The organism is Geodermatophilus sp. URMC 63 (assembly GCF_053502565.1).
In genome coordinates this window covers 125,312-145,688 of sequence record NZ_CP199956.1, presented here as the reverse complement: position 1 = coordinate 145,688, position 20,377 = coordinate 125,312, and the positions used below count along the sequence as shown (strand labels likewise).

The 20,377-nt window shown below is 76.1% G+C and carries 16 protein-coding genes and 1 pseudogene; 14 read left to right on the top strand and 3 right to left on the bottom strand.

Going from position 1 to position 20,377, the window contains the following annotated elements:
* Positions 1-16 precede the first annotated feature (16 nt).
* The 4 genes from gatC to gatB are packed head-to-tail and all read left to right on the top strand — an operon-like array spanning position 17 to position 3,544.
* Positions 17-349, top strand: coding sequence for an Asp-tRNA(Asn)/Glu-tRNA(Gln) amidotransferase subunit GatC (gatC, locus tag ACWIZO_RS00735; RefSeq protein WP_448640661.1), 333 nt, complete (start codon positions 17-19; stop codon positions 347-349).
* Positions 346-1,857, top strand: a complete 1,512-nt coding sequence (gene gatA / locus ACWIZO_RS00730; protein WP_448640660.1) for an Asp-tRNA(Asn)/Glu-tRNA(Gln) amidotransferase subunit GatA — start codon at positions 346-348, stop codon at positions 1,855-1,857. Before gatC ends, gatA begins: the two co-directional genes overlap by 4 nt.
* On the top strand, positions 1,854-2,036 hold the full coding sequence (locus ACWIZO_RS00725; protein ID WP_446756936.1) for a hypothetical protein: 183 nt from the start codon (positions 1,854-1,856) through the stop codon (positions 2,034-2,036). The genes gatA and ACWIZO_RS00725 overlap by 4 nt, the downstream gene beginning before the upstream one ends.
* Entirely contained in the window at positions 2,033-3,544 is a 1,512-nt protein-coding gene (gene gatB, locus ACWIZO_RS00720; protein ID WP_448640659.1) for an Asp-tRNA(Asn)/Glu-tRNA(Gln) amidotransferase subunit GatB, read from the top strand. Before ACWIZO_RS00725 ends, gatB begins: the two co-directional genes overlap by 4 nt.
* 125 nt (positions 3,545-3,669) lie before the next feature.
* Here gatB and ACWIZO_RS00715 read toward each other — a convergent pair whose 3' ends face one another.
* Positions 3,670-4,833 (bottom strand): PQQ-dependent sugar dehydrogenase, encoded by a 1,164-nt coding sequence (locus tag ACWIZO_RS00715; RefSeq protein ID WP_448640658.1) that lies wholly within the window; start codon positions 4,831-4,833, stop codon positions 3,670-3,672.
* Between the two features lie 130 nt (positions 4,834-4,963).
* On the opposite strand from ACWIZO_RS00715, the gene ACWIZO_RS00710 reads away from it, so the two are divergent.
* Genes ACWIZO_RS00710 through ACWIZO_RS00700 form a run of 3 tightly spaced genes read left to right on the top strand, consistent with a single transcriptional unit; the run spans position 4,964 to position 7,696 of the window.
* Entirely contained in the window at positions 4,964-6,322 is a 1,359-nt protein-coding gene (locus tag ACWIZO_RS00710) for an NAD(P)/FAD-dependent oxidoreductase (protein WP_448640657.1), read from the top strand.
* An 11-nt stretch (positions 6,323-6,333) separates the two neighbouring features.
* Positions 6,334-7,293, top strand: a complete 960-nt coding sequence (locus ACWIZO_RS00705; RefSeq protein ID WP_448640656.1) for a 2-hydroxyacid dehydrogenase — start codon at positions 6,334-6,336, stop codon at positions 7,291-7,293.
* A gap of 37 nt (positions 7,294-7,330) precedes the next feature.
* Positions 7,331-7,696, top strand: a complete 366-nt coding sequence (locus ACWIZO_RS00700) for a PH domain-containing protein (RefSeq protein ID WP_448640655.1) — start codon at positions 7,331-7,333, stop codon at positions 7,694-7,696.
* A gap of 2 nt (positions 7,697-7,698) precedes the next feature.
* On the opposite strand, the gene ACWIZO_RS00695 is transcribed toward ACWIZO_RS00700, so the two are convergent.
* Positions 7,699-8,520 (bottom strand): helix-turn-helix transcriptional regulator, encoded by an 822-nt coding sequence (locus ACWIZO_RS00695; RefSeq protein ID WP_448640654.1) that lies wholly within the window; start codon positions 8,518-8,520, stop codon positions 7,699-7,701.
* Positions 8,521-8,602: 82 nt separating this feature from the next.
* Here ACWIZO_RS00695 and ilvD point away from each other — a divergent pair, with 82 nt between their 5' ends.
* From ilvD to ilvC, 7 genes and pseudogenes are all read left to right on the top strand, one after another.
* Positions 8,603-10,306 (top strand): dihydroxy-acid dehydratase, encoded by a 1,704-nt coding sequence (gene ilvD, locus ACWIZO_RS00690; RefSeq protein WP_448640653.1) that lies wholly within the window; start codon positions 8,603-8,605, stop codon positions 10,304-10,306.
* Between the two features lie 492 nt (positions 10,307-10,798).
* Complete coding sequence (locus tag ACWIZO_RS00685; RefSeq protein ID WP_448640652.1) at positions 10,799-13,102, top strand: putative bifunctional diguanylate cyclase/phosphodiesterase; 2,304 nt, start codon at positions 10,799-10,801, stop codon at positions 13,100-13,102.
* Positions 13,103-13,334: 232 nt separating this feature from the next.
* Positions 13,335-15,428, top strand: a pseudogene (locus tag ACWIZO_RS00680) (putative bifunctional diguanylate cyclase/phosphodiesterase); the annotation flags it as partial.
* 13 nt (positions 15,429-15,441) lie between these two features.
* The gene (locus ACWIZO_RS00675; RefSeq protein ID WP_448642908.1) at positions 15,442-15,816 is read left to right on the top strand and encodes an EAL domain-containing protein; all 375 of its coding nucleotides are present in this window, start codon (positions 15,442-15,444) and stop codon (positions 15,814-15,816) included.
* Positions 15,817-16,104: 288 nt separating this feature from the next.
* On the top strand, positions 16,105-17,973 hold the full coding sequence (locus ACWIZO_RS00670; protein WP_448640651.1) for an acetolactate synthase large subunit: 1,869 nt from the start codon (positions 16,105-16,107) through the stop codon (positions 17,971-17,973).
* Positions 17,974-18,066: 93 nt separating this feature from the next.
* Complete coding sequence (gene ilvN, locus ACWIZO_RS00665) at positions 18,067-18,594, top strand: acetolactate synthase small subunit (RefSeq protein ID WP_448640650.1); 528 nt, start codon at positions 18,067-18,069, stop codon at positions 18,592-18,594.
* 91 nt (positions 18,595-18,685) lie between these two features.
* Positions 18,686-19,714 carry a ketol-acid reductoisomerase gene (gene ilvC / locus ACWIZO_RS00660; RefSeq protein ID WP_448640649.1) on the top strand — a complete coding sequence of 343 codons (1,029 nt, stop codon included), beginning with the start codon at positions 18,686-18,688 and terminating at the stop codon, positions 19,712-19,714.
* Positions 19,715-19,850: 136 nt separating this feature from the next.
* Here ilvC and ACWIZO_RS00655 read toward each other — a convergent pair whose 3' ends face one another.
* Positions 19,851-20,324: a hypothetical protein gene (locus ACWIZO_RS00655; RefSeq protein ID WP_448640648.1), complete on the bottom strand. Its 474-nt coding sequence runs from the start codon at positions 20,322-20,324 to the stop codon at positions 19,851-19,853.
* Positions 20,325-20,377 lie beyond the last annotated feature (53 nt).

The window sequence follows — 20,377 nt, the reverse complement described above, 5'->3', positions numbered from 1 at the left end:
GGAGTCCTCCCCCTTCATGAGCACCGAGCCGATGCCCGACCCCGGCGCGCACCCGGCCCTCGACCGCCAGGACATCGCGCACCTCGCGCGGCTGGCCCGCCTGGCCGTCACCGACGAGGAGCTCGACCGCTTCGCCGGCCAGCTGGGTGCGGTCCTCGACGCGGTGGCCCGGGTGCAGCGCGCCGACGTCGCCGACGTCGCCGCGACCACGCACGCCGTGCCGCTGACCAACGTCCTGCGACCGGACGTCACCCGGCCCAGCCTGCCGCGCGACGTCGTCCTGGCCGGTGCCCCCGCCGCCGAGGACGACCGCTTCCGCGTGCCGCGCATCCTGGGGGAGGAGGCGTGAGCGACCTCACCGCCCTGAGCGTCGTCGAGCTGCAGCAGGCGCTGTCGTCCGGCGAGACCACCTCCGTCGAGGTCACCCGCGCGCACCTCGAGCGCATCCACGCCGAGGACGGGGCGCTCGGTGCCTACCTGCACGTCGACGACGAGGGCGCCCTGCGGCGCGCCGCCGAGATCGACGCCGCCGGCAGCGCGGGCACCGGCCTGGCCGGCATCCCGGTGGCGCTCAAGGACGTCTTCGTCACCGAGGGCCTGCCCACCACCAGCGGCTCGCGCATCCTCGAGGGCTGGCGCCCGCCGTACTCCGCGACCGTCGCCCGCCGGCTCGCCGACGCCGGCACGGTCCTGCTCGGCAAGACCAACATGGACGAGTTCGCGATGGGCTCCTCCACCGAGAACTCCGCCTACGGGCCCACCCGCAACCCCTGGGACACCGACCGGATCCCCGGCGGGTCCTCCGGCGGGTCGAGCACCGCCGTCGCCGGCCGGCTGGCGCCCTTCGCCCTCGGCACCGACACCGGCGGCTCGATCCGGCAGCCCGCGGCGCTCACCGGCCTGGTCGGGCACAAGCCCACCTACGGCTCGGTCTCGCGCTACGGGCTCATCGCCTTCTCCTCCAGCCTCGACCAGGCCGGCCCGATGGCCCGCACGGTGGTGGACGCCGCCCTGCTGCACGAGGCGATCGGCGGCCACGACCCGTGCGACTCGACGTCCATCGACGCCCCCGTGCCCGCGGTGGTCGAGGCCGCCCGCCGGGGGGCCGGCGGCGACCTGGCCGGCCTGCGGGTCGGCGTCGTGCGTGAGCTCGGCGGCGAGGGTTCCCGCGAGGGCTACGACGCCGGCGTCCTGGACCGGTTCGCCGAGGCCGTCGCGCTGCTGGAGGCCGCCGGCGCCGAGGTCCGGCAGGTGTCCTGCCCGGCGTTCGACCTGGCGCTGCCGGCCTACTACCTCATCGCCCCGAGCGAGGCGTCGTCGAACCTGGCCCGCTTCGAGGGGATGCGCTTCGGCATCCGCGTCGGCGACGACGGCAGCCGCGACGTCGACGACGTCATGGCGCTCACCCGCGAGCAGGGCTTCGGGCCGGAGGTCAAGCGGCGGATCATCCTCGGCACCTACGCGCTGTCGGCGGGCTACTACGACGCCTACTACGGGCAGGCGCAGAAGGTCCGCACGCTCATCGGCCGTGACTTCGGCGCCGCCTTCGACGACGACGACGACGGCGGCGGCGTCGACGTGCTGGTCAGCCCGACCAGCCCCACCGTCGCCTGGCCGATCGGTGCGCGCGTCGACGACCCGCTGGCCATGTACGCCGCCGACCTGTGCACGCTGCCGGCCAGCCTCGCCGGCGTCCCGGCCATCTCGGTGCCCTGCGGGCTGTCCGAGGGGCTGCCGGTGGGCCTGCAGGTCATGGCACCGGCGCTGGCCGACGACCGCTGCTACCTGGTCGCCGCCGCCGTCGAGGCGGCGCTGGGCGCCCCGCTGACCGACCGCCTCGTGGAGCGTGCTGCGTGAACGGTGCCCTCAAGGCCGCCTGGGGCCTGACCGTGTTCGTCGTCCTCGTCGGCGTGGTCGGCTGGCTGGTCACCGGCGAGGCCTTCTTCGCCGTGTTCCTCGTCCTGGGGGTGCTCACCGCGGTCGGTGCGTGGCTGACCGGGCGCAGCACCGCCCCGAAGGGAGACCCCCGCACGTGAGCGAGACCCGCAGCGAGACCCTCGTCGAGTTCGACGACGTCCTCACCCGCTACGAGCCCGTCATCGGCCTGGAGACCCACGTCGAGCTGGGCACCGAGTCGAAGATGTTCTGCGGCTGCTCGACCACCTTCGGCGCCGAGCCCAACACCCAGACCTGCCCGGTGTGCCTCGGGCTGCCCGGGTCGCTGCCGGTGGCCAACGCCGCCGCCGTCGAGTCGACCATCCGGATCGGCCTGGCGCTGGGCTGCCGCATCGCGCCCTGGTCGCGCTTCGCCCGGAAGAACTACTTCTACCCGGACATCCCCAAGGGCTTCCAGACCAGCCAGTACGACGAGCCGCTGTGCACCGCCGGGCACCTCGACGTCGAGGTGGACGGCGAGACCCACCGCGTGGAGATCGAGCGGGTGCACCTGGAGGAGGACACCGGCAAGAACCTGCACGTCGGCGGGGCCACCGGGCGCATCCACGGCGCCGACCACTCGCTGGTGGACTTCAACCGCGCGGGCATCCCGCTGGTCGAGATCGTCACCCGGCCGGTCCCCGGGGTCGGCGCGAAGGCCCCCGAGGTGGCCCGCGCCTACGTCACCGAGCTGCGCGAGATCATCCAGACCCTCGGCGCCTCGGACGTCCGGATGGAGCAGGGCAGCCTGCGCTGCGACGTCAACACCTCCCTCGCCCCGGTCGGCAGCCCCGAGTGGGGCACCCGCACCGAGACGAAGAACGTCAACTCACTGCGGTCGGTCGAGCGCGCCGTCCGCTACGAGATGCGCCGGCAGGCCGCCGTCCTCGACGCCGGGGGCCGGGTGGTGCAGGAGACCCGCCACTTCCACGAGGACACCGGCAGCACGTCACCGGGCCGCAGCAAGGAGGAGGCGACCGACTACCGGTACTTCCCCGAGCCCGACCTCGTGCCGCTGGCCCCCGACGCCGAGTGGATCGAGAAGCTGGCCGCCGACCTCCCCGAGCTGCCCGCCGCCCGGCGTGCCCGGCTGCAGGAGGAGTGGGGCCTGTCGGCCACCGAGATGACCTGGCTGGTCAACGCCGGGGCCCTCGGGCTGGTCGAGCAGACCGTCGCCGCCGGTGCCTCGCCGGCCGACGCCCGCAAGTGGTGGCTGGGCGAGCTGGCCCGCCGGGCCAACGACGCCGGGGTCGAGCTGGCCGAGCTCGCCGTCACGCCGGCGCAGGTCGCCGAGCTGGCCGCGCTGGTCGCGGAGGGCACGATCAACGACAAGCTCGCGCGGCAGGCGCTCGACGGCGTGCTCGCCGGCGAGGGCGACCCCCGGGGGGTCGTGCAGGCCCGCGGGCTGGCGGTCATGGGGGAGTCCGACGAGCTGGTGGCCGCGGTCGACGCGGCGATCGCCGGCGCACCCGACGTCGTCGCCAAGGTGCGCAGCGGCAAGGTGCAGGCGCTCGGCGCCCTGGTCGGCCAGGTCATGAAGGCCACCCGCGGCCAGGCCGACGCCCCCACGGTGAGGCGGATGCTCGAGGAGCGCGTCCTCGGGGGGTGACGGCGGCTCGCCGCCGTGTCGGGCCCGAATGGGCCCCGGAGGGCTCCGCGAGGGGTGCGACGGTGGGGGTCAGCTCAGGTCGGGGACGGCCACCTGCCGCGGTGCGGTCCGGTAGGACCGCGGTGTCACAGCCGGGAGGTGCCGGTCGCCGCGGGCGGCAGGATGCGCAGCACCTTGTCGTCGTCCTCGGCGGGGGTGCCGACGCCGTCCCTGTTCGACGTCGTCACCCACAGCCCGCCCTCGGTGTCGAGCACCACCGTGCGCAGCCGGCCGTAGCGTCCGGCGATCAGCTCGGTCGGCTCCTCGACGACGGCGCCGGCCTCGGTCTGGACGACGTACACGCGCTGGCCGTCGAGTGCGCCGAGGAACACGGTGCCGCCCACGGCCGCGCAGCCGCCGAGGCCACCCTCGGCGTTCGGGACCTCGAGCAGCGGGCCGGTGCTGGTGGACCCGACCGCGGGCCAGCCGTGGTCGCTGTCCTCGAGCACGGCGTTGAGCTCGTCCGGCCCGTCGGTGGACTCGTCGACGGAGTAGAGCGCGCGCGGGTCGTCCAGCGACGGGCACAGCGCGGTCACGTCGGCGTGCCCGCGGCTGTAGACCGGCCCGGCGCCGACCGGCTGACCGAAGACGTCGACGTGCAGCACCTTGCCGGCGAGCGACACCGGGTCCTGGGCCAGCGCCGGGGCGCCGGTGTCGCCGGTGCCGACGAACAGCGTGCCGTCGGGGGCGAAGGCCAGGCCGCCGCCGTTGTGCACCTCGCCGCGCGGGATGCCGGTGAGCACCGGGTTCGGGGTGCCGCCGAGGGGGAAGCGCACGACGCGGTTGTCGGCCGGCGTCGACACGTAGGCGTAGAAGAGGCCGTCCTCGTCGAACGTGGGGGACAGCGCCAGTCCCAGCAGCCCGCCGTCACCGGCGGTGTCGACGCCGGACACGGTCATGAGCTCCCGTGCCGGCGAGCGGTCGGGGAAGACCTGCAGCAGCCGGCCGGTCTCGCGCTCCCCGACCACGGCGCTGCCGTCGGGGAGCACGACCAGGCCGGTGGGCACGGTCAGGCCGGTGGCGACCACGTTGGGGTCCCCGGGGGCCGTGCCGGAGCCGGGGCCGGCCGGCTCGCCCGGCGACGGGGCGGGGGAGGACTCGGTGGGCGGCCCGACCTCGGGCGGCGCCCCTTCGGGCAGCGGCCGGAAGGGTCCGGCGGGTTCGTAGCCGTCCTCGCCGCAGGCGGCCAGCAGCAGCGTCAGGGCCACCGCGCACCCGGCGGCGGCACGCCGTCCCCGCAGCCGCCTCACCCGGTCCACAGTACGGCCGGTCCGCGACCGGCGGCCGGAGCCGGATGCCGACCGCGCGCGCGACCCCACCGGCGTGGGTGCTCCGGCCGCTAGGTTGGCCGGACCCGCTGTCCGAGCGACGGAGGTCGGCATGCACAGCACGGTGTCCGGCCCGGTGCGGCCGCGCGTGGTCGTCGTCGGCGGGGGGTTCGCGGGGCTGGCGGCCCTGCGCCGGCTGCAGCGGACCCTGCCGCCCGGCGCGGCCGACCTCGTGCTGGTGACCCCGACGGACTACCTGCTCTACAGCCCGCTGCTGCCCGAGGTGGCGACCGGGGTGGTGGAGGCCCGGCACGTCGCGGTCTCGCTGCGGCGGCTGCTGCCCAGGGTGCGCCTGGTCCTCGGCCGGGTCGAGGACGTCGACCTGGCCGCCCGGTCGCTGACCCTGCAGCGGCCCGACGGGACGACGGCGCCGATGTCGTGGGACCGGCTCCTCCTCACGCCCGGCTCGGTCACCCGCCAGCTGCCCGTCCCGGGGGTCCCCGAGCACGGTCGCGCGCTCAAGACCCTGGTCGAGGCGGTCTTCCTCCGCGACCACCTGCTCGAGCAGCTCGACCTCGCCGACGCGCTGCCCGACACCCCGGCGGGCCGGGCGGAACGGGCGGCGCGGCTCACCGTGGTCGCCGTGGGGGCCGGGTACACCGGCACGGAGGTGGTGGCCCAGACCCAGCGCTGGCTGCGCCGCATCGAGGGCCGCTGGGACCGCACCCGCGCCGCCGAGGTCCGGTGGCTGCTCGTCGACGTCGCCCCGGCCGTCCTGCCCGAGCTGGGCCCCGAGCTCGGCCGCCGCGCGCTGGAGCTGCTCGCCCGCCGCGGGGTCGACGTCCGGCTGCGGACGTCGGTCGTGTCCGTCGACGACGGCGCCGTCGTCCTGACCGACGGCGAGACCGTCCCGACCCGCACACTGGTCTGGGGCGCCGGGGTGGTCGCCCACCCGCTGGTCGGCCGGCTGGGGCTGCCGCTGCGCAGGGGACGGCTCGTCGTCGGGGCCGACCTCGCCGTCCCCGGGGCGCCGGGCGTGTGGGCCGCGGGCGACGCCGCCGCCGTCCCCGACCTCGCCGTCTCCGCGGACGGCGGGACACGGCCCGACACCCCGCCGACGGCACAGCACGCGCAGCGGCAGGGCGCGGTCCTCGGCCGCAACGTCGCCGCCGACCTCGGCGTCGGCCGGCCCCGCCGGTACCGGCACCGCGACCTCGGCCTGGTCGCCGACCTCGGCGGCTGGGACGCCGTGGCGCGGCCGCTCGGCGTCCCGCTGACCGGCCCGCTGGCCAAGGTCGTCACCCGCGGGTACCACCTCTACGCGCTGCCGGCGACGGCCAACCGGGTGCGCGTCGCCGCCGACTGGCTGTTCCAGACGCTGCTGCCGCCGGAGTCCACGCAGCTGTCCGTGGTCCGCCCCGAGGACGCCCGGATCGCCACCGCCCAGGGGGTTGCCGCCGCACCCGCCTAGGGTCGGGTGCCGTGGCTCCCGAGATCCGCGGCACCGACGTCGTCGGCCCCGACGAGACGCTGACCGTCCTCGTCCCCTCGCGCGACACGGCCGCCACGGTCGAGGCGCTCGACCCGCGGGTGCGCGCCTTCCCGGCCACCCCGGACGACGGCCCGCCGACCGGGGAGGCCGCCCGGGCGCAGGTGTGGGTGCCGCCCAGCGGCGGCGCCTCACCGGAGCCGGGGTTCGTGGCCGCGCTCCCGGCGCTGCGGCTGGTGCAGCTGACCAGCGCCGGGGCCGAGCGCTTCGTCGGCCGGCTGCCCGAGGGCGTCGTGCTCTGCAACGCCCGCGGCGCCCACACCCCGTCGACGGCGGAGTGGGTCGTGGCCGCGACGCTGGCCGTCCAGCGCGGCCTGCCCGACCTCGTCCGCGAGCAGGACGCCGGCCGCTGGACGCCGCGCACCTACTCCTCGCTGGTCGGGGCGCGGGTGGTGGTGGTCGGCGCCGGCGACATCGGCCGCCGGGTGGGCGCCATGATGGCCGGTTTCGACGTCGACCTCGCCCTCGTCGGCCGCACCGCCCGCGACGGCGTGCACGGCACCGACGAGCTGCCGCGGCTGCTGCCGGAGGCCGACGTCGTCGTCGTGGTGGTCCCGGTGACCGAGGAGACCACCGGCCTGGTCGACGCCGCGTTCCTCGCCTCGATGCGCGACGGCGCGCTGCTGGTCAACGCCGCCCGCGGGGTCGTCGTCGACACTGACGCGCTGCTGGCCGAGCTCACCGCGGGCCGGCTGCGCGCCGCCCTCGACGTGACCGACCCCGAGCCGCTGCCCGAGGGGCACCCGCTGTGGTCGGCGCCCGGCCTGCTGCTCACCCCGCACGTGGCCGGCTCCGTGCCCGACACCGATGCCCGGGCGCAGGCCGCGGTCCTCGACCAGCTCCGCCGGGTGCTGGCGGGGGAGCCGCTGGTCAACGTGGTGGCCGCGTACTGAGGTCCCGGGACCACGGCGCCTGGGAGCATGGGCAGCCGTGGCTGCCCTCGCGCGCATGCGGCTGAGCCGGGTCTCCCTGCTGCCGGTCGTCTTCCTCGCCGTCTGCGTGCTGCCCTTCGCCGCGGCCTCGCCGTGGGCCGCGCTGGTCCTGCTGCTCCCGCTGCTGGCCGCGGCCTGGGTGCTGCGGGTCGGTGTCGACGTCGACGAGGACGGCATCACCACCCACTCGCTGCTGCGCCCGCGCCGGGTGGCGTGGAGCGACCTGGCCGGCATCCGCGTCGGCCGCGGCGCCCGGCTCCGGCTGGTGACCACCGGCGGCTCCGAGGTGCGCCTGCCGGTCCTGCGGGCGCGTGACCTCCCGCGTCTCGCGGTGCTCTCCGGTGGGCGCATCGACGCGCCCTGACCTCACCCGGCCAGCGTGGTGAGCCGCTGCGCCGCGTCGCTGCCCTCGACCGCGGTGTAGACGACGAGCTGCAGGCCGGGCGCGTCGGCCGGCGTCAGCTGGTGGTGCTCGAGCAGCAGGGGACCGACCTCGGGGTGCTCGAAGCGGCGCTCGGCGGAGCTGAACCGGTCGACGTCGCGGCTGGCCCACCCGGCGCGGAAGTGCGGGCTGGCCGCCTCGAGCCGGGCGACGAGGTCGACCACCGCCGGGTCGGCCAGCCGCGGGCCGACCTCCGCGCGGAACTGGGTGAGGAAGCGCCGGCTGTCGGTCGGCCAGTCGGCGAGCAGCGCGCGCACCGCCGGGTCGGTGAAGACCAGCCACAGCAGGTTGCGCTCGGCGGCGGGGACGGCGGCCACGCCCGGGTAGAGCCGCTGGTAGGCGCGGTTCCACCCGACGATCGACCAGTCCGCGGTGATCGTGTAGGCGGGGGAGGGGTCCAGGGCGTCGAGCAGGCGCTGCAGGTGCGCGGGCATCCCGCCGTCGGGGTCGGCCGGGGGAGCGCCGCCGTGCCCGGTCAGCCGCCGCACGTACTCGTGCTCGGCCGGCGACATCCGCAGCGTCCGGGCCAGGGCGTCGACCACCTGCCGGGAGGGGCGGATGTCGCGGCCCTGCTCCAGCCACGTGTACCAGGTGTGGCTCACCCCCGAGAGCAGCGCGACCTCCTCGCGGCGCAGCCCCGGCGTCCGCCGCGCCCCGCCCGCGGGCAACCCGGCGGCCCGCGGGTCGACCTGCCGGCGGCGCGAGCGCAGGAACTCGGCCAGCTCGGACCGGGCGGTGGCGGACACGGCGCGCTCCTCGGTGGTGGTGTCGGTACCAGTATCGACGGCGCCTCGGCACGGGCCGCCGCCCGGCCTACGCTGCTCGTCCGTGACCACCGTGGACGAGCCCCGCACCACCGCCGACGTCAAGCCCCGCAGCCGCGAGGTGACCGACGGCATCACCAAGGCCCCCGCGCGGGCGATGCTGCGCGCGGTCGGCATGGGCGACGACGACTGGGACAAGCCGCAGATCGGCGTCGCGTCGTCGTGGAACGAGATCACCCCGTGCAACCTGTCGCTGGACCGGCTGGCCAAGCGGGCCAAGGAGGGCGTGCATGCGGCCGGCGGGTTCCCGCTGGAGTTCGGCACGATCTCCGTCTCCGACGGCATCTCCATGGGCCACGAGGGCATGCGGGCCTCGCTGGTCAGCCGCGAGGTCATCGCCGACTCGGTCGAGACGGTGATGTTCGCCGAGCGCCTCGACGGCTCGGTCCTGCTCGCCGGCTGCGACAAGTCGCTGCCCGGCATGCTCATGGCCGCCGCCCGGCTGGACCTGGCCAGCGTCTTCCTCTACTCCGGCTCCACGCTGCCCGGGAAGCTGGGGGACCGCGACGACCTGACGATCATCGACGTCTTCGAGGCCGTCGGCGCGTGCGCCCGCGGGCTGATCAGCCAGGACGAGCTGGCCGCCGTCGAGCGGGCCGCCTGCCCGGGGATGGGCTCGTGCGGCGGCATGTACACCGCCAACACGATGGCCAGCGTGGCCGAGGCGCTCGGCATGGCCCTGCCCGGCAGCGCCGCCCCGCCGGCCCCCGACAGCCGCCGCGACGCGTTCGCCGTCGCCTCCGGCGAGGCCGTGGTCAACCTGCTGCGCCAGGGCATCACGGCGCGCCAGATCATGACCAAGGAGGCGTTCGAGAACGCCATCACCGTGGTCATGGCGCTCGGCGGCTCGACCAACGCCGTCCTGCACCTGCTGGCCATCGCGCACGAGGCACGGGTCGACCTGACCCTCGAGGACTTCAACCGCATCGGCGACCGCACGCCGCACCTGGCCGACGTCAAGCCCTTCGGCCGGTTCGTGATGACCGACATCGACCGCGTGGGCGGCGTGCCGGTGGTGCTCCGGGCGCTGCTCGACGCCGGCCTGCTGCACGGCGACACGCTCACCGTGACCGGGAAGACCATGGCCGAGAACCTCGCCGAGATCGCCCCGCCGGACCTCGACGGCACGATCGTGCACGCGATGGAGAACCCCATCCACACGACCGGCGGCCTGACGATCCTGCGCGGCTCGCTGTCCCCGGACGGCGCGGTGGTGAAGTCCGCGGGCTTCGACGCCGACGTCTTCGAGGGCACCGCGCGCGTCTTCGACGGCGAGCAGGGCGCCATGGACGCCGTCACCGAGGGCACCCTGCAGGCCGGCGACGTCGTCGTCATCCGCTACGAGGGCCCCCGCGGCGGGCCGGGCATGCGCGAGATGCTCGCCGTCACCGGCGCGATCAAGGGCGCGGGCCTGGGCAAGGACGTCCTGCTGCTCACCGACGGACGGTTCTCCGGCGGGACGACGGGCCTGTGCGTCGGCCACGTCGCCCCCGAGGCGACCGACGGCGGCCCCATCGCCCTGGTCCAGGACGGCGACCGCATCCGCCTGGACCTGGGGACCCGCACCCTGGACCTGCTGGTCGACGACGACGAGCTCGCCCGCCGCCGCGCGGACTGGGCGCCGCTGCCCCCGCGCTACACCACCGGGGTGCTCGGCAAGTACGCCAAGCTCGTCGGTTCGGCCGCGCAGGGCGCCATCTGCTCCTGAGCCGAGGCCCCCCTCCTTGGGGTGAGGGGGGCCCGCCGCGGCTCCTGCCGGCCCGCCGCGCTGCCGACACCCTTGGTGTGGACAGGCGGATCAAGTGGGTGCTGGCGTGTGCCCTGACGGCCGCGGTGGCGTGCGTCGTGGCCGCCGTCGTCCCGGCGCTGCACCCCGTGGGCGAGGTCGTTCCGGCCCTCGCCGGGGTGCTGACCGCCGCGGTCCTCTGGCGGTCCGGGCGCCCTGGGGAGCCGGCCGACCGGCCCTGGCGGCTGCTCGCGGTCGCGCCGCTGCTGCCCGTCGCCGGGCTGCTCACCAGCGTGGCCGTCGACCCCGCCTCGGTCCTCGAGGACGTGGTGCTGCGCTGGGTGTTCATCGTCCCCGGCCACGTGCTCGCGGTCCTCGCGCTGCTCGGCATGGTCCGGCGCCCTCCGCGGCGCCCCACCTGCCTGCGCACGGGTCTCGAGCTTCGCGCTGTTCGGCACCGCCGCGCTCGTGGTCATGCAGGTGCTGCTCGTCGGCCCGGGCAGCGGTTGGACGGCGCTGTCGGCGGTCGCCCGGCTCGTCCTCGGCGCCGCCGTGCTCGCCACCGCGGCCACCATGGCCGCCGCCCTCACCGTCCTCGGCGCCGCCGACGCCCGCCGCCAGCCCGCAGCCGCGGCCCTGCTGGCCGGGCTGGTGGCGGTGTGCGCCGGGCGCGGCGCCGGCACCTCGGCGGCGTTGCTGGGCGCTCCCGGCGCCGTCCCCGCCACCCGGGTCGCCGTCGTCGTCGGGCTGGCCCTGCTGGTGCTCGCCCGCCTGCTCGACACCGCCCCGGCCGCCGGGGCGCACCCGGGGGGGCGGGCCGCGCAGCTGCGCTCGGCGCTGCCGCACCTGGCGCTGGTCGTCGTCGTCGCCCTCGTCGTCGTGCCGGTGGTGCTGGGCACCGCCCCGACCGGCACCACCCTCGGCGGCGCGCTGGCCTGCGTCGCGCTCGCGGCGGTCCACCGCTGGGTCACCGCCCGCGAGGACCACCTGCGCGGCGCCCGGCTGCGCCGCGACGAGGCCTACTTCCGCAGCCTGCTGTCGGCCTCGAGCGAGCCGGTGCTCGTCCTCGACGCGCGGCTGCGCGTCGGCTGGGCCTCGCCGGCGTTCGCGGCGCTGCTCGGCCGCGACCCCGCCGACCTGGTCGGCCGCGACCTGCTCGCCGGCAGCACCCCGACCACGCGCCCCGGCACGGTCGACGCCCACGACGCCGCCGCGCTGCGGACCCGGCTCGCCGGCAGCGCCCCCGGCACCGCGGGCGGGCTGCTGGTGCTGCACGTGCGCGACGCCGACGGCGAGCGGCGCTGCCTGGAGGCCGGCGTGTCCGACCTGCGCGGCGACGCCGCGATCGCCTCGGTCGTTCTGCACTGCCGCGACGTCACCGAGCGGGAGGCCCGCGAGCGCGCCCTCGAGGAGGTCGCGTTCACCGACACCCTCACCGGGCTGCCCAACCGGGCGGGCTGGGACGCCGAGCTGGCCGCGGCCGCCGGGCGCGCCGACGCCGGGACGGGGAAGGCGGTGCTCGTCTTCGAGGTCTCGGGCCTGGGCGAGGTCCGCGAGCACGCCGGCCGTGACGCGGTCGCCGACGTCCTGGTCGAGCTGGGCCGGCGGCTGCGCGAGGCCGTGCGCGGCGACGAGGTCGTCGCCCGGGTCGCCGGCGGTGCCTTCGCCGTGCTGGCCGCAGGGGACGGCGACACCGCCGACCGGCTCGCCGACCGCTGCCTGGCGGTCCTCGAGCGGCCCGTCAGCACCCCCGCGGGCCTCTTCGACCTCACCGCCGACGTCGGCGTCGTCCCCGTCGAGCACGGCCTGACCGTCGCCGAGCTCACCGCCCGCGCCGAACTGGCCGTGGCCGCCGCCCGGAGCGGCGGCCGGTCCCGGGCCACCCGCTGGACGCCGACCCTCGGCGCCGCCGCCGCGCGCCGCGACCGGCTGCGCCAGGACCTGCCCGGCGCCGCCGCGCGCGGTGAGCTGTGGCTGGTGTTCCAGCCGGTCGTGTCGATGGACGAGCAGCGGGTCACCGGTGTCGAGGCGCTGCTGCGCTGGCGGCACCCGGTGCTCGGCGACGTCCCGCCGCGGGAGTTCGTCCCGATCGCCGAACGCGCCGGCGTGGTCGGCGAGCTGCAGCGCTGGGTGCTGCGGGAGGCGACCGCGGCCGCCGTCGCGCTGCCCGAGGCCGGCGGCGCGCCGCTGCAGCTGGGCGTCAACATCTCGGCCTCGCACGTGGCCGCCCGCACCCTGGTCGACGACGTCACCACGGCGCTGGCCGACTCCGGGCTGGCCCCGCAGCGGCTGGTCCTGGAGGTCACCGAGGCGACCGTGCTCGACGACGGCGACCACGTGGTCACCGACGTCCGGGCGCTGCGGCTGATGGGCGTGCACGTGGCGCTGGACGACTTCGGCACCGGGTCCTCCTCGCTGGCGCACCTGACCCGCCTGCCCATCGACGTCCTCAAGCTGGACAACACCTTCGTCTCGCGGGTCGACCGCGACGCGCAGGGCCGCGCGCTGTGCCAGGCCGTCGTCACCGTCGCGCGGGCCCTGGGCCTCGACGTCGTCGCCGAGGGCGTGGAGACCCCCGCCCAGCTGGGCGTGCTGCGCGGCCTGGGGCTGGGCTTCGCGCAGGGCTTCCTGCTGTCGCGGCCGCTGCTGCTGGCCGACCTCGTGCGCGTCCTCGAGGAGGGCGCCGGCGCCCTGTGGCCGGGTCTGGCCGGCCTGTCGGCCGACGACTTCGGCGCTGCGGACGAGACCCCTGACGTGCGCGCGGTGCGCGGTGTCTGACCCGCGGACCCGGTCCGCCGCCGCCCGGCCGGTGGGTGCCGGCGCGGTCGCCGCGGTCCTGTCCCTGCTCGCGCTGCTGGGCACCGACACGACCGTCCTGCAGCTGACCGCCTCACCGCGGGCGGCCGTGCTGGTCCCCGCGGCCCTGGCGCTGGCCTCCGGCGTCGGTGCCGCCGTCCTCGCCGGGACCGCCGCCCGCGTGCCGGGCCGGGCCGGGCGGCCGTGGCGGGCGATGACGCTGGCCGCCGGCCTGCTCGCGCTGGGCCAGGTGCTGGCCGTGACGCGCCCGTACCGCGACATGACCACCGGCGGGATCGAGGACCTCCCCACGCTGCTCGCGGTCCCGGTGGCCGTGGCGGTCGCGGTGTTCCTGCTCCCCCCGCGGACGGGCCTGCGGGTGGGCGCGCGGGTGCTGCTCGACGGCGCCGTCCTGACCGTCGCCGTCGCCGTGCTCGGCAGCGTCGTCCTCGACGAGCTGCTCGTCCGGGTCGCCGGACCCGGGCAGGGCCTGATCGCGGCCGGCTACCCGCTGGTCGGGGCGGTCCTCTGCGGCGTCGGCCTGGTCACCGTCACCGCGGTGCCCGAGGCGCGCCGCCGCTCGGCGACCTGGCTGCTCGCGGCCTTCGTCGCCATGGCCACCGTGGCGCTCGGCGGGGCGCTGGGCCGCGCCTCGGCCGGCGACGGGCCGCTCTGGGACGTGCTCACCGTGCTCGCCTGGCTGACGATGCTCGGCACCAGCCTGTGCGCCGCCGCGGCCGACCGGCCGGCGGCGGTGCCCGACGGCCGGCGCGTCCTGCCTCTGCGCGGCGCGGTGCTGGCCTGCGGGACGTCGACCGCCGCCCTGCTCGCCGTCACCGGCGGCGTGCTGACCGGCCGGCCGGTGAGCGCCCCGGAGGCCGCCGCGGCCGCCGTCCTGCTGGTCCTGACCTCGGCGCGCACGCTGTCCTGGGCGCTGGACGCCGCGCGCCTCACCCGGCGGCTGGAGCGGACCGAGGGCTGGTTCCGCGCGCTGGTGCACAGCGGCGACGCCGTCACCGTCGTCCTGGACGCGGCCGGGCGGGTGACGTCGGTGTCCGGGCCGGTCGCCGACCAGCTGGGCCGGACCGAGCGCGACCTGCTCGGCCGCGCGCTGGTGACCCTCCTGCACGCCGACGACCGCGACCTGGTGGAGCGGGTCGCCGCGGCCCTGCGGGACGGCGCTCCCGACGGCCTGCCCGCGACCGGCCGGATGCGGACCACCGACGGCGGCTGGCGCGACGTCGAGGTCTCCGGCGCGGCCCGCACGGGCACCCGCCGGTCCGACGACGGGCTCGTCCTGCACCTGCGCGACGTCACCGAGCGCCGGGCCGGCCAGCGCGAGCTGGAGCGGCTGGCCTACACCGACTCCCTGACCGGCCTGCCCAACCGCGCCCGGTTCATGGCCGCGCTGGAGGGCGCGCTCGACCGGGCCACCCGCGGCCGGCGCGCCTGCGTGCTGCTGGTCGACCTCGACGGCTTCAAGTCGGTCAACGACGTGGCCGGTCACGACGCCGGCGACCGGCTGCTGTGCGAGGTGGCCGACTCCCTGCGCGCCGAGGCGCGGGAGGGGGACCTCGTCGCCCGGCTCGGCGGGGACGAGTTCGCGCTCGTCGTCGACGCCGGGCCCGCCGAGGCGATGGCGCTGGGCGAGCGGCTGGTCGCCCGGCTCGACCGCACCCGCCGCTACGGTGCCGCGCCCGGCGCGCCCGACGGCGCCGGGCCGGTCTTCCGGGTCTCGGCCAGCGTGGGCGTGGCCGAGGTCGTGCCGGGCATCGACGCGTCGGCCACCGTCCGGGAGGCGGACCTGGCGCTGCGCACGGTCAAGGCCCAGGGCAAGAACGGCGTCCGGGCGTCGGGGGAGACCCTCGTCGAGGAGTCCGCGCGCCGCAGCCGCCTGGCCCGCGACCTGCCCGTCGCTGTGGCCGAGGGCCGGCTGCGGCTGGTCCACCAGCCGATCGTGGGGGTCCTCGAGCGGCGGGTGACCGGTGTCGAGGCCCTGGTCCGCTGGGACCACCCGGTCCTCGGGCCGGTGTCGCCGGAGGAGTTCATCGGCCTGGCCGAGGACGACGGCCTGATCGTGCCGCTGCAGCGCTGGGTGCTCGAGACGGCGACCGCCGAGCACGCCCGCCTGGTGGCCGGCGGCCGGGACATCCGCCTGGGCGTCAACATCTCCGCGCGCCACCTGCAGGCCCGCTGCCTGGTCGAGGACGTCACCCGGGCGCTGGAGCGCTCCGGCCTGCCGGCGCGGCTGCTGGGCGTCGAGGTCACCGAGAGCGTGCTCGTGGACGACGACGAGCGGGTGCTCGCCGAGCTTCGCGGAGCTGTCCGCGCTGGGGTGCAGCGTCTCCCTCGACGACTTCGGCAAGGGCTACTCGTCGCTGGCCTACCTCGCCCGGCTGCCCGTCGACGTGCTCAAGATGGACCGCGGCTTCGTCTCCGGCATCGACACCGACCCCCGCGGCGCCGCGCTCGTCGGCAGCGTCATCGACCTCGGCCGCACCCTCGGCATGGACGTCGTCGCCGAGGGCGTGGAGACCGCCGCGCAGCGCGACGTCCTCGTCGGGCTGGGCTGCCGCCACCTGCAGGGGTGGCTGACCGGCCGCCCGGTGCCCGCCGCCGACCTGGCCGGCGTGGTCGACCGGTTCGACCCGACGCTGCTCGGCCCCGAGGTCGACGTCCCGGTGGTCGTCCCATGATCCGGCTGGCGGCGTCCACTGTGTGGGACGCCGTTGTTGACGTCGCGGCAGCCGAGGCGCACAGTGTGTTCGTGCGCTCCGCCTGTCCGCTCCTCGTAATCGCCTAGCGCGCCGGTCGCCCGACCGACGCGCTACACCCCTCTGTGCCCGCGGCACGAGGGGTTTTTTGTTGGCCACGAGGGTCCCGACGGGCCGGCCCGGCGACGCCGGGAGGTCCGCCCCGACACCCGGCCAGACACCCGAACCGCACGCCCTGCCCCGCACGTCCGGCCCAGGAGAGACGCCGCCATGACGACCACCCCGAGCGAGTCCGCCACCCGAGACGCCGCCGCGGCGCTCACCGGTGTCGAGACGACGGCCCGCTCGATCGCCGAGTCCGCCGCCGAGCCCGCCACCGGCATCACCGGCGCGCAGAGCCTGGTGCGCTCCCTCGAGGCCGTCGGTGTCGAGGTCGTCTTCGGCATCCCCGGCGGGGCGATCCTGCCGGCCTACGACCCGCTGTTCGACTCCCGCGTCCGGCACGTCCTCGTCCGCCACGAGCAGGGCGCCGGGCACGCGGCCACCGGGTACGCGCAGGCCACCGGCCGGGTCGGCGTCTGCATGGCCACCTCCGGCCCGGGCGCGACCAACCTGGTCACCCCGCTGGCCGACGCCTACATGGACTCGGTCCCGATGGTCGCGATCACCGGGCAGGTGCCCAGCCGCGCGATCGGCACCGACGCCTTCCAGGAGGCCGACATCCGCGGCATCACGATGCCGATCACCAAGCACAACTTCCTGGTCACCGACGCCGCGGAGATCCCGCAGCGCATCGCCGAGGCCTTCCACCTGGCCGCCACCGGCCGCCCCGGCCCCGTCCTGGTCGACATCGCCAAGGACGCGCTGCAGGCCACCACGGACTTCTCCTGGCCGCCGCGGCTGGACCTGCCCGGCTACAAGCCGACCACCCGCCCGCACGGCAAGCAGGTCCGCGAGGCCGCCTCGCTGATCGCCGCCGCCCGCCGGCCGGTCCTCTACGTCGGCGGCGGGGTGATCAAGTCCGGCGCCACGGCGGAGCTGGCCGAGCTCGCCGAGCTCACCGGCGCGCCCGTGGTCACCACCCTCATGGCCCGCGGCGCGTTCCCCGACAGCCACCCGCAGAACCTCGGCATGCCGGGCATGCACGGCAACGTCACCGCGGTCACCGCCCTGCAGAGGGCCGACCTGCTGGTGGCGCTGGGCGCCCGCTTCGACGACCGCGTCACCGGCGAGCTGTCCTCGTTCGCGCCCGCCGCGCTGGTCGTGCACGCCGACATCGACCCCGCGGAGATCGGCAAGAACCGCAAGGCCGACGTCCCGATCGTCGGCGACGCCCGGGAGACGATCGCCGAGCTCGTCACCGCGCTGCAGACCGAGCACCGGGCCGGCCGCACCCCCGACCTCACCGCCTGGTGGGCGCAGCTCGACGACTGGCGCACGCGCTACCCGCTCGGCTACGACTGGCCCGAGGACGGCTCGCTGTCCCCGCAGTACGTCGTCGAGCGGCTGGGCGCGATCGCCGGCCCCGACGCGATCTACGCCTCCGGTGTCGGCCAGCACCAGATGTGGGCCGCCCAGTTCATCAGGTACGAGAAGCCGGGCACCTGGCTCAACAGCGGCGGCCTCGGCACCATGGGCTACGCCGTCCCCGCGGCCATGGGCGCCAAGTACGGCCGCCCGGAGACCACCGTCTGGGCGATCGACGGCGACGGCTGCTTCCAGATGACCAACCAGGAGCTGGCCACCTGCGCCATCGAGGGGATCCCGGTCAAGGTCGCCGTCATCAACAACGGCAACCTCGGCATGGTCCGCCAGTGGCAGACCCTCTTCTACGAGGGCCGCTACTCCAACACCAAGCTGCACCCGGTCGACGCCGACGGCCGGCCCAAGCCGGTGCGCATCCCCGACTTCGTGGCGCTGGCCGAGGCGCTGGGCTGCGTCGGGCTGCGCTGCGAGAGCAAGGACGACGTCGACGCCGTCATCGAGAAGGCGATGGCGATCACCGACGCCCCCGTGGTCATCGACTTCGTCGTCGGCGCCGACGCCCAGGTGTGGCCGATGGTCGCCGCGGGCGCCAGCAACGACGACATCCTGGCCGCGCGCGACCTGCGCCCGGTCTTCGGTGACAACCAGGTGTGACGAAGGACCCCGTTCCTCCCCACCACCTCGCTGCGCTCGGCGGCGGGCCCCTGGAACGGGGCCGAACACGAATCGGAAGCAGGTTGCTCTGACATGACCCGCCACACGTTGTCGGTGCTCGTCGAGAACAAGGCCGGTGTGCTGGCCCGTGTCTCGGCGCTGTTCAGCCGGCGCGCGTTCAACATCGAGTCGCTGGCCGTCGGCCCGACGGAGAACCCCGACCTGTCGCGGATGACGATCGTGGTCGACGCCGAGTCCGCGCCGCTGGAGCAGGTGACCAAGCAGCTGAACAAGCTCATCGAGGTCATCAAGATCGTGGAGCTGGACGGCAGCGCCGCGGTGCAGCGCGAGCTGCTGCTGGTCAAGGTGCGCGCGCCGCTGGCCGACCGCACCACCGTGCTGCAGACCGCCGAGCTGTTCCGCGCCCGCGTCGTCGACGTCAACACCGACACCGTGACGCTGGAGGCGACCGGCACCCCCGACAAGCTGCAGGCCCTGCTCGCCGTCCTGGCCCCGCTGGGGATCAAGGAGATGGCGCAGTCGGGCACCGTCGCCCTGGGCCGGGGGCCGCGCTCGATGAGCGGCGCCGGTACCTTGCGCCCGGTCGACCGCAGCGCCTAGAAGGCCCCCCTCGCCCCCCGCCGCTCGCAGGCTCGCGGCGGGACCCTGCGAGGGGGCCGTTCCATCCCCTCACCAGAAGGAGCACCACCGCATGGCCGCCGAGATCTTCTACGACGACGACGCCGACCTGTCGATCATCCAGGGGCGGACCGTCGCCGTCATCGGCTACGGCAGCCAGGGCCACGCGCACGCCCTGTCGTTGCGCGACTCCGGCGTCGACGTCCGCGTCGGCCTGCCGGAGGGCAGCAGGAGCCGGGCCAAGGCAGAGGCGGAGGGGCTGCGCGTGGTGACGCCGTCCGACGCCGCCGCCGAGGCCGACCTGATCATGGTCCTCGTCCCGGACCACGTGCAGCGGAAGGTGTACGCCGAGGCGATCGAGCCCAACCTGCAGGACGGCGACGCGCTGTTCTTCGCGCACGGCTTCAACATCCGCTTCGGCTACGTCAAGCCCCCGGCGGGTGTCGACGTCGCCATGGTCGCCCCCAAGGGCCCGGGCCACCTGGTGCGCCGCGAGTTCGAGAACGGCAAGGGCGTGCCCGCGCTGGTCGCCGTCGAGCAGGACGCCAGCGGCCAGGCGCTGCAGCTGGCGCTGTCCTACGCCAAGGCCATCGGCGGCACCCGCGCCGGCGTCATCCGGACGACGTTCGCCGAGGAGACCGAGACCGACCTCTTCGGCGAGCAGGCCGTCCTCTGCGGCGGCGCCAGCGCGCTGATCACCGCCGGGTTCGAGACCCTCACCGACGCCGGGTACCAGCCCGAGATCGCCTACTTCGAGTGCCTGCACGAGCTCAAGCTGATCGTCGACCTCATGTACGAGGGCGGCATCGCCAAGCAGCGCTGGTCGGTGTCGGACACCGCGGAGTACGGGGACTACACGTCCGGCCCGAAGATCATCGACCAGCACGTCAAGGACGCCATGAAGGACGTGCTGGCCCGGATCAAGGACGGCTCGTGGGCGGCGGAGTTCATCGCCGACCAGGACGCCGGCGCGCCGGACTTCACGCGCCGCCGCGCCGAGGCCGAGGCGCACCCGATCGAGGAGACCGGCCGCAAGCTGCGCGGCCTGATGAGCTGGGTGTCGACGTCGGACGACTACACCGGCACCGCCGCCCGCGGCTGAGCCGAGGCCCCTCCGCAGGGGCCGGAGCACGCAGAGGCCCCCGCTGCCGGCCGGCAGCGGGGGCCTCCCTGCGTCCCGGGCGGTGCCGGTCGGACGACGTGGCCCCCGGGGACACGGAGCCGGCGGGTCCAGGGTGTCAGTAGCGCTGGCCGCGGGCGGCGAAGTACTGCCGGGACTGCGGCTGCAGCAGCAGCGCGGCGATCGCCGCGGTGATGACGAGGCCCAGGACGCCGCTGACCGCGTCCCCGCCGCTCTGCACCAGGGACAGGACGAAGCTGACCAGCCCCAGCGCGATCAGCGCGTAGCTCGTGTACAGCAGCAGCCTCGGTACCTGCCCCCGGAGGACGGCGATCCCCCCGACCAGCAGGGCCACGTAGGCCGCCAGCGAGACCAGGAGCAGCAGCCCGAGCAGCGTGAGCCCGTAGCCGAAGGCGGCGAGCATCACCAGCAGCGACAGCAGGGCACCGAGCGCGCCCCACACGATGCCGGTGACCGCCGCGGCGGTCACCGTGCCGGGGCGCCGGCCCGTCGGGGCACCGTAGGGGGAGGGCGCGCCGTACCCGGGCGGGCCTCCCGGCGGGGTGTCCTTCTCGGAGCTGGGGCCGGTCATCGTTCCTCCTGGAGGTCGTCGCGCCATGTCGGCGGCCGGTGGCCGACTGTAGG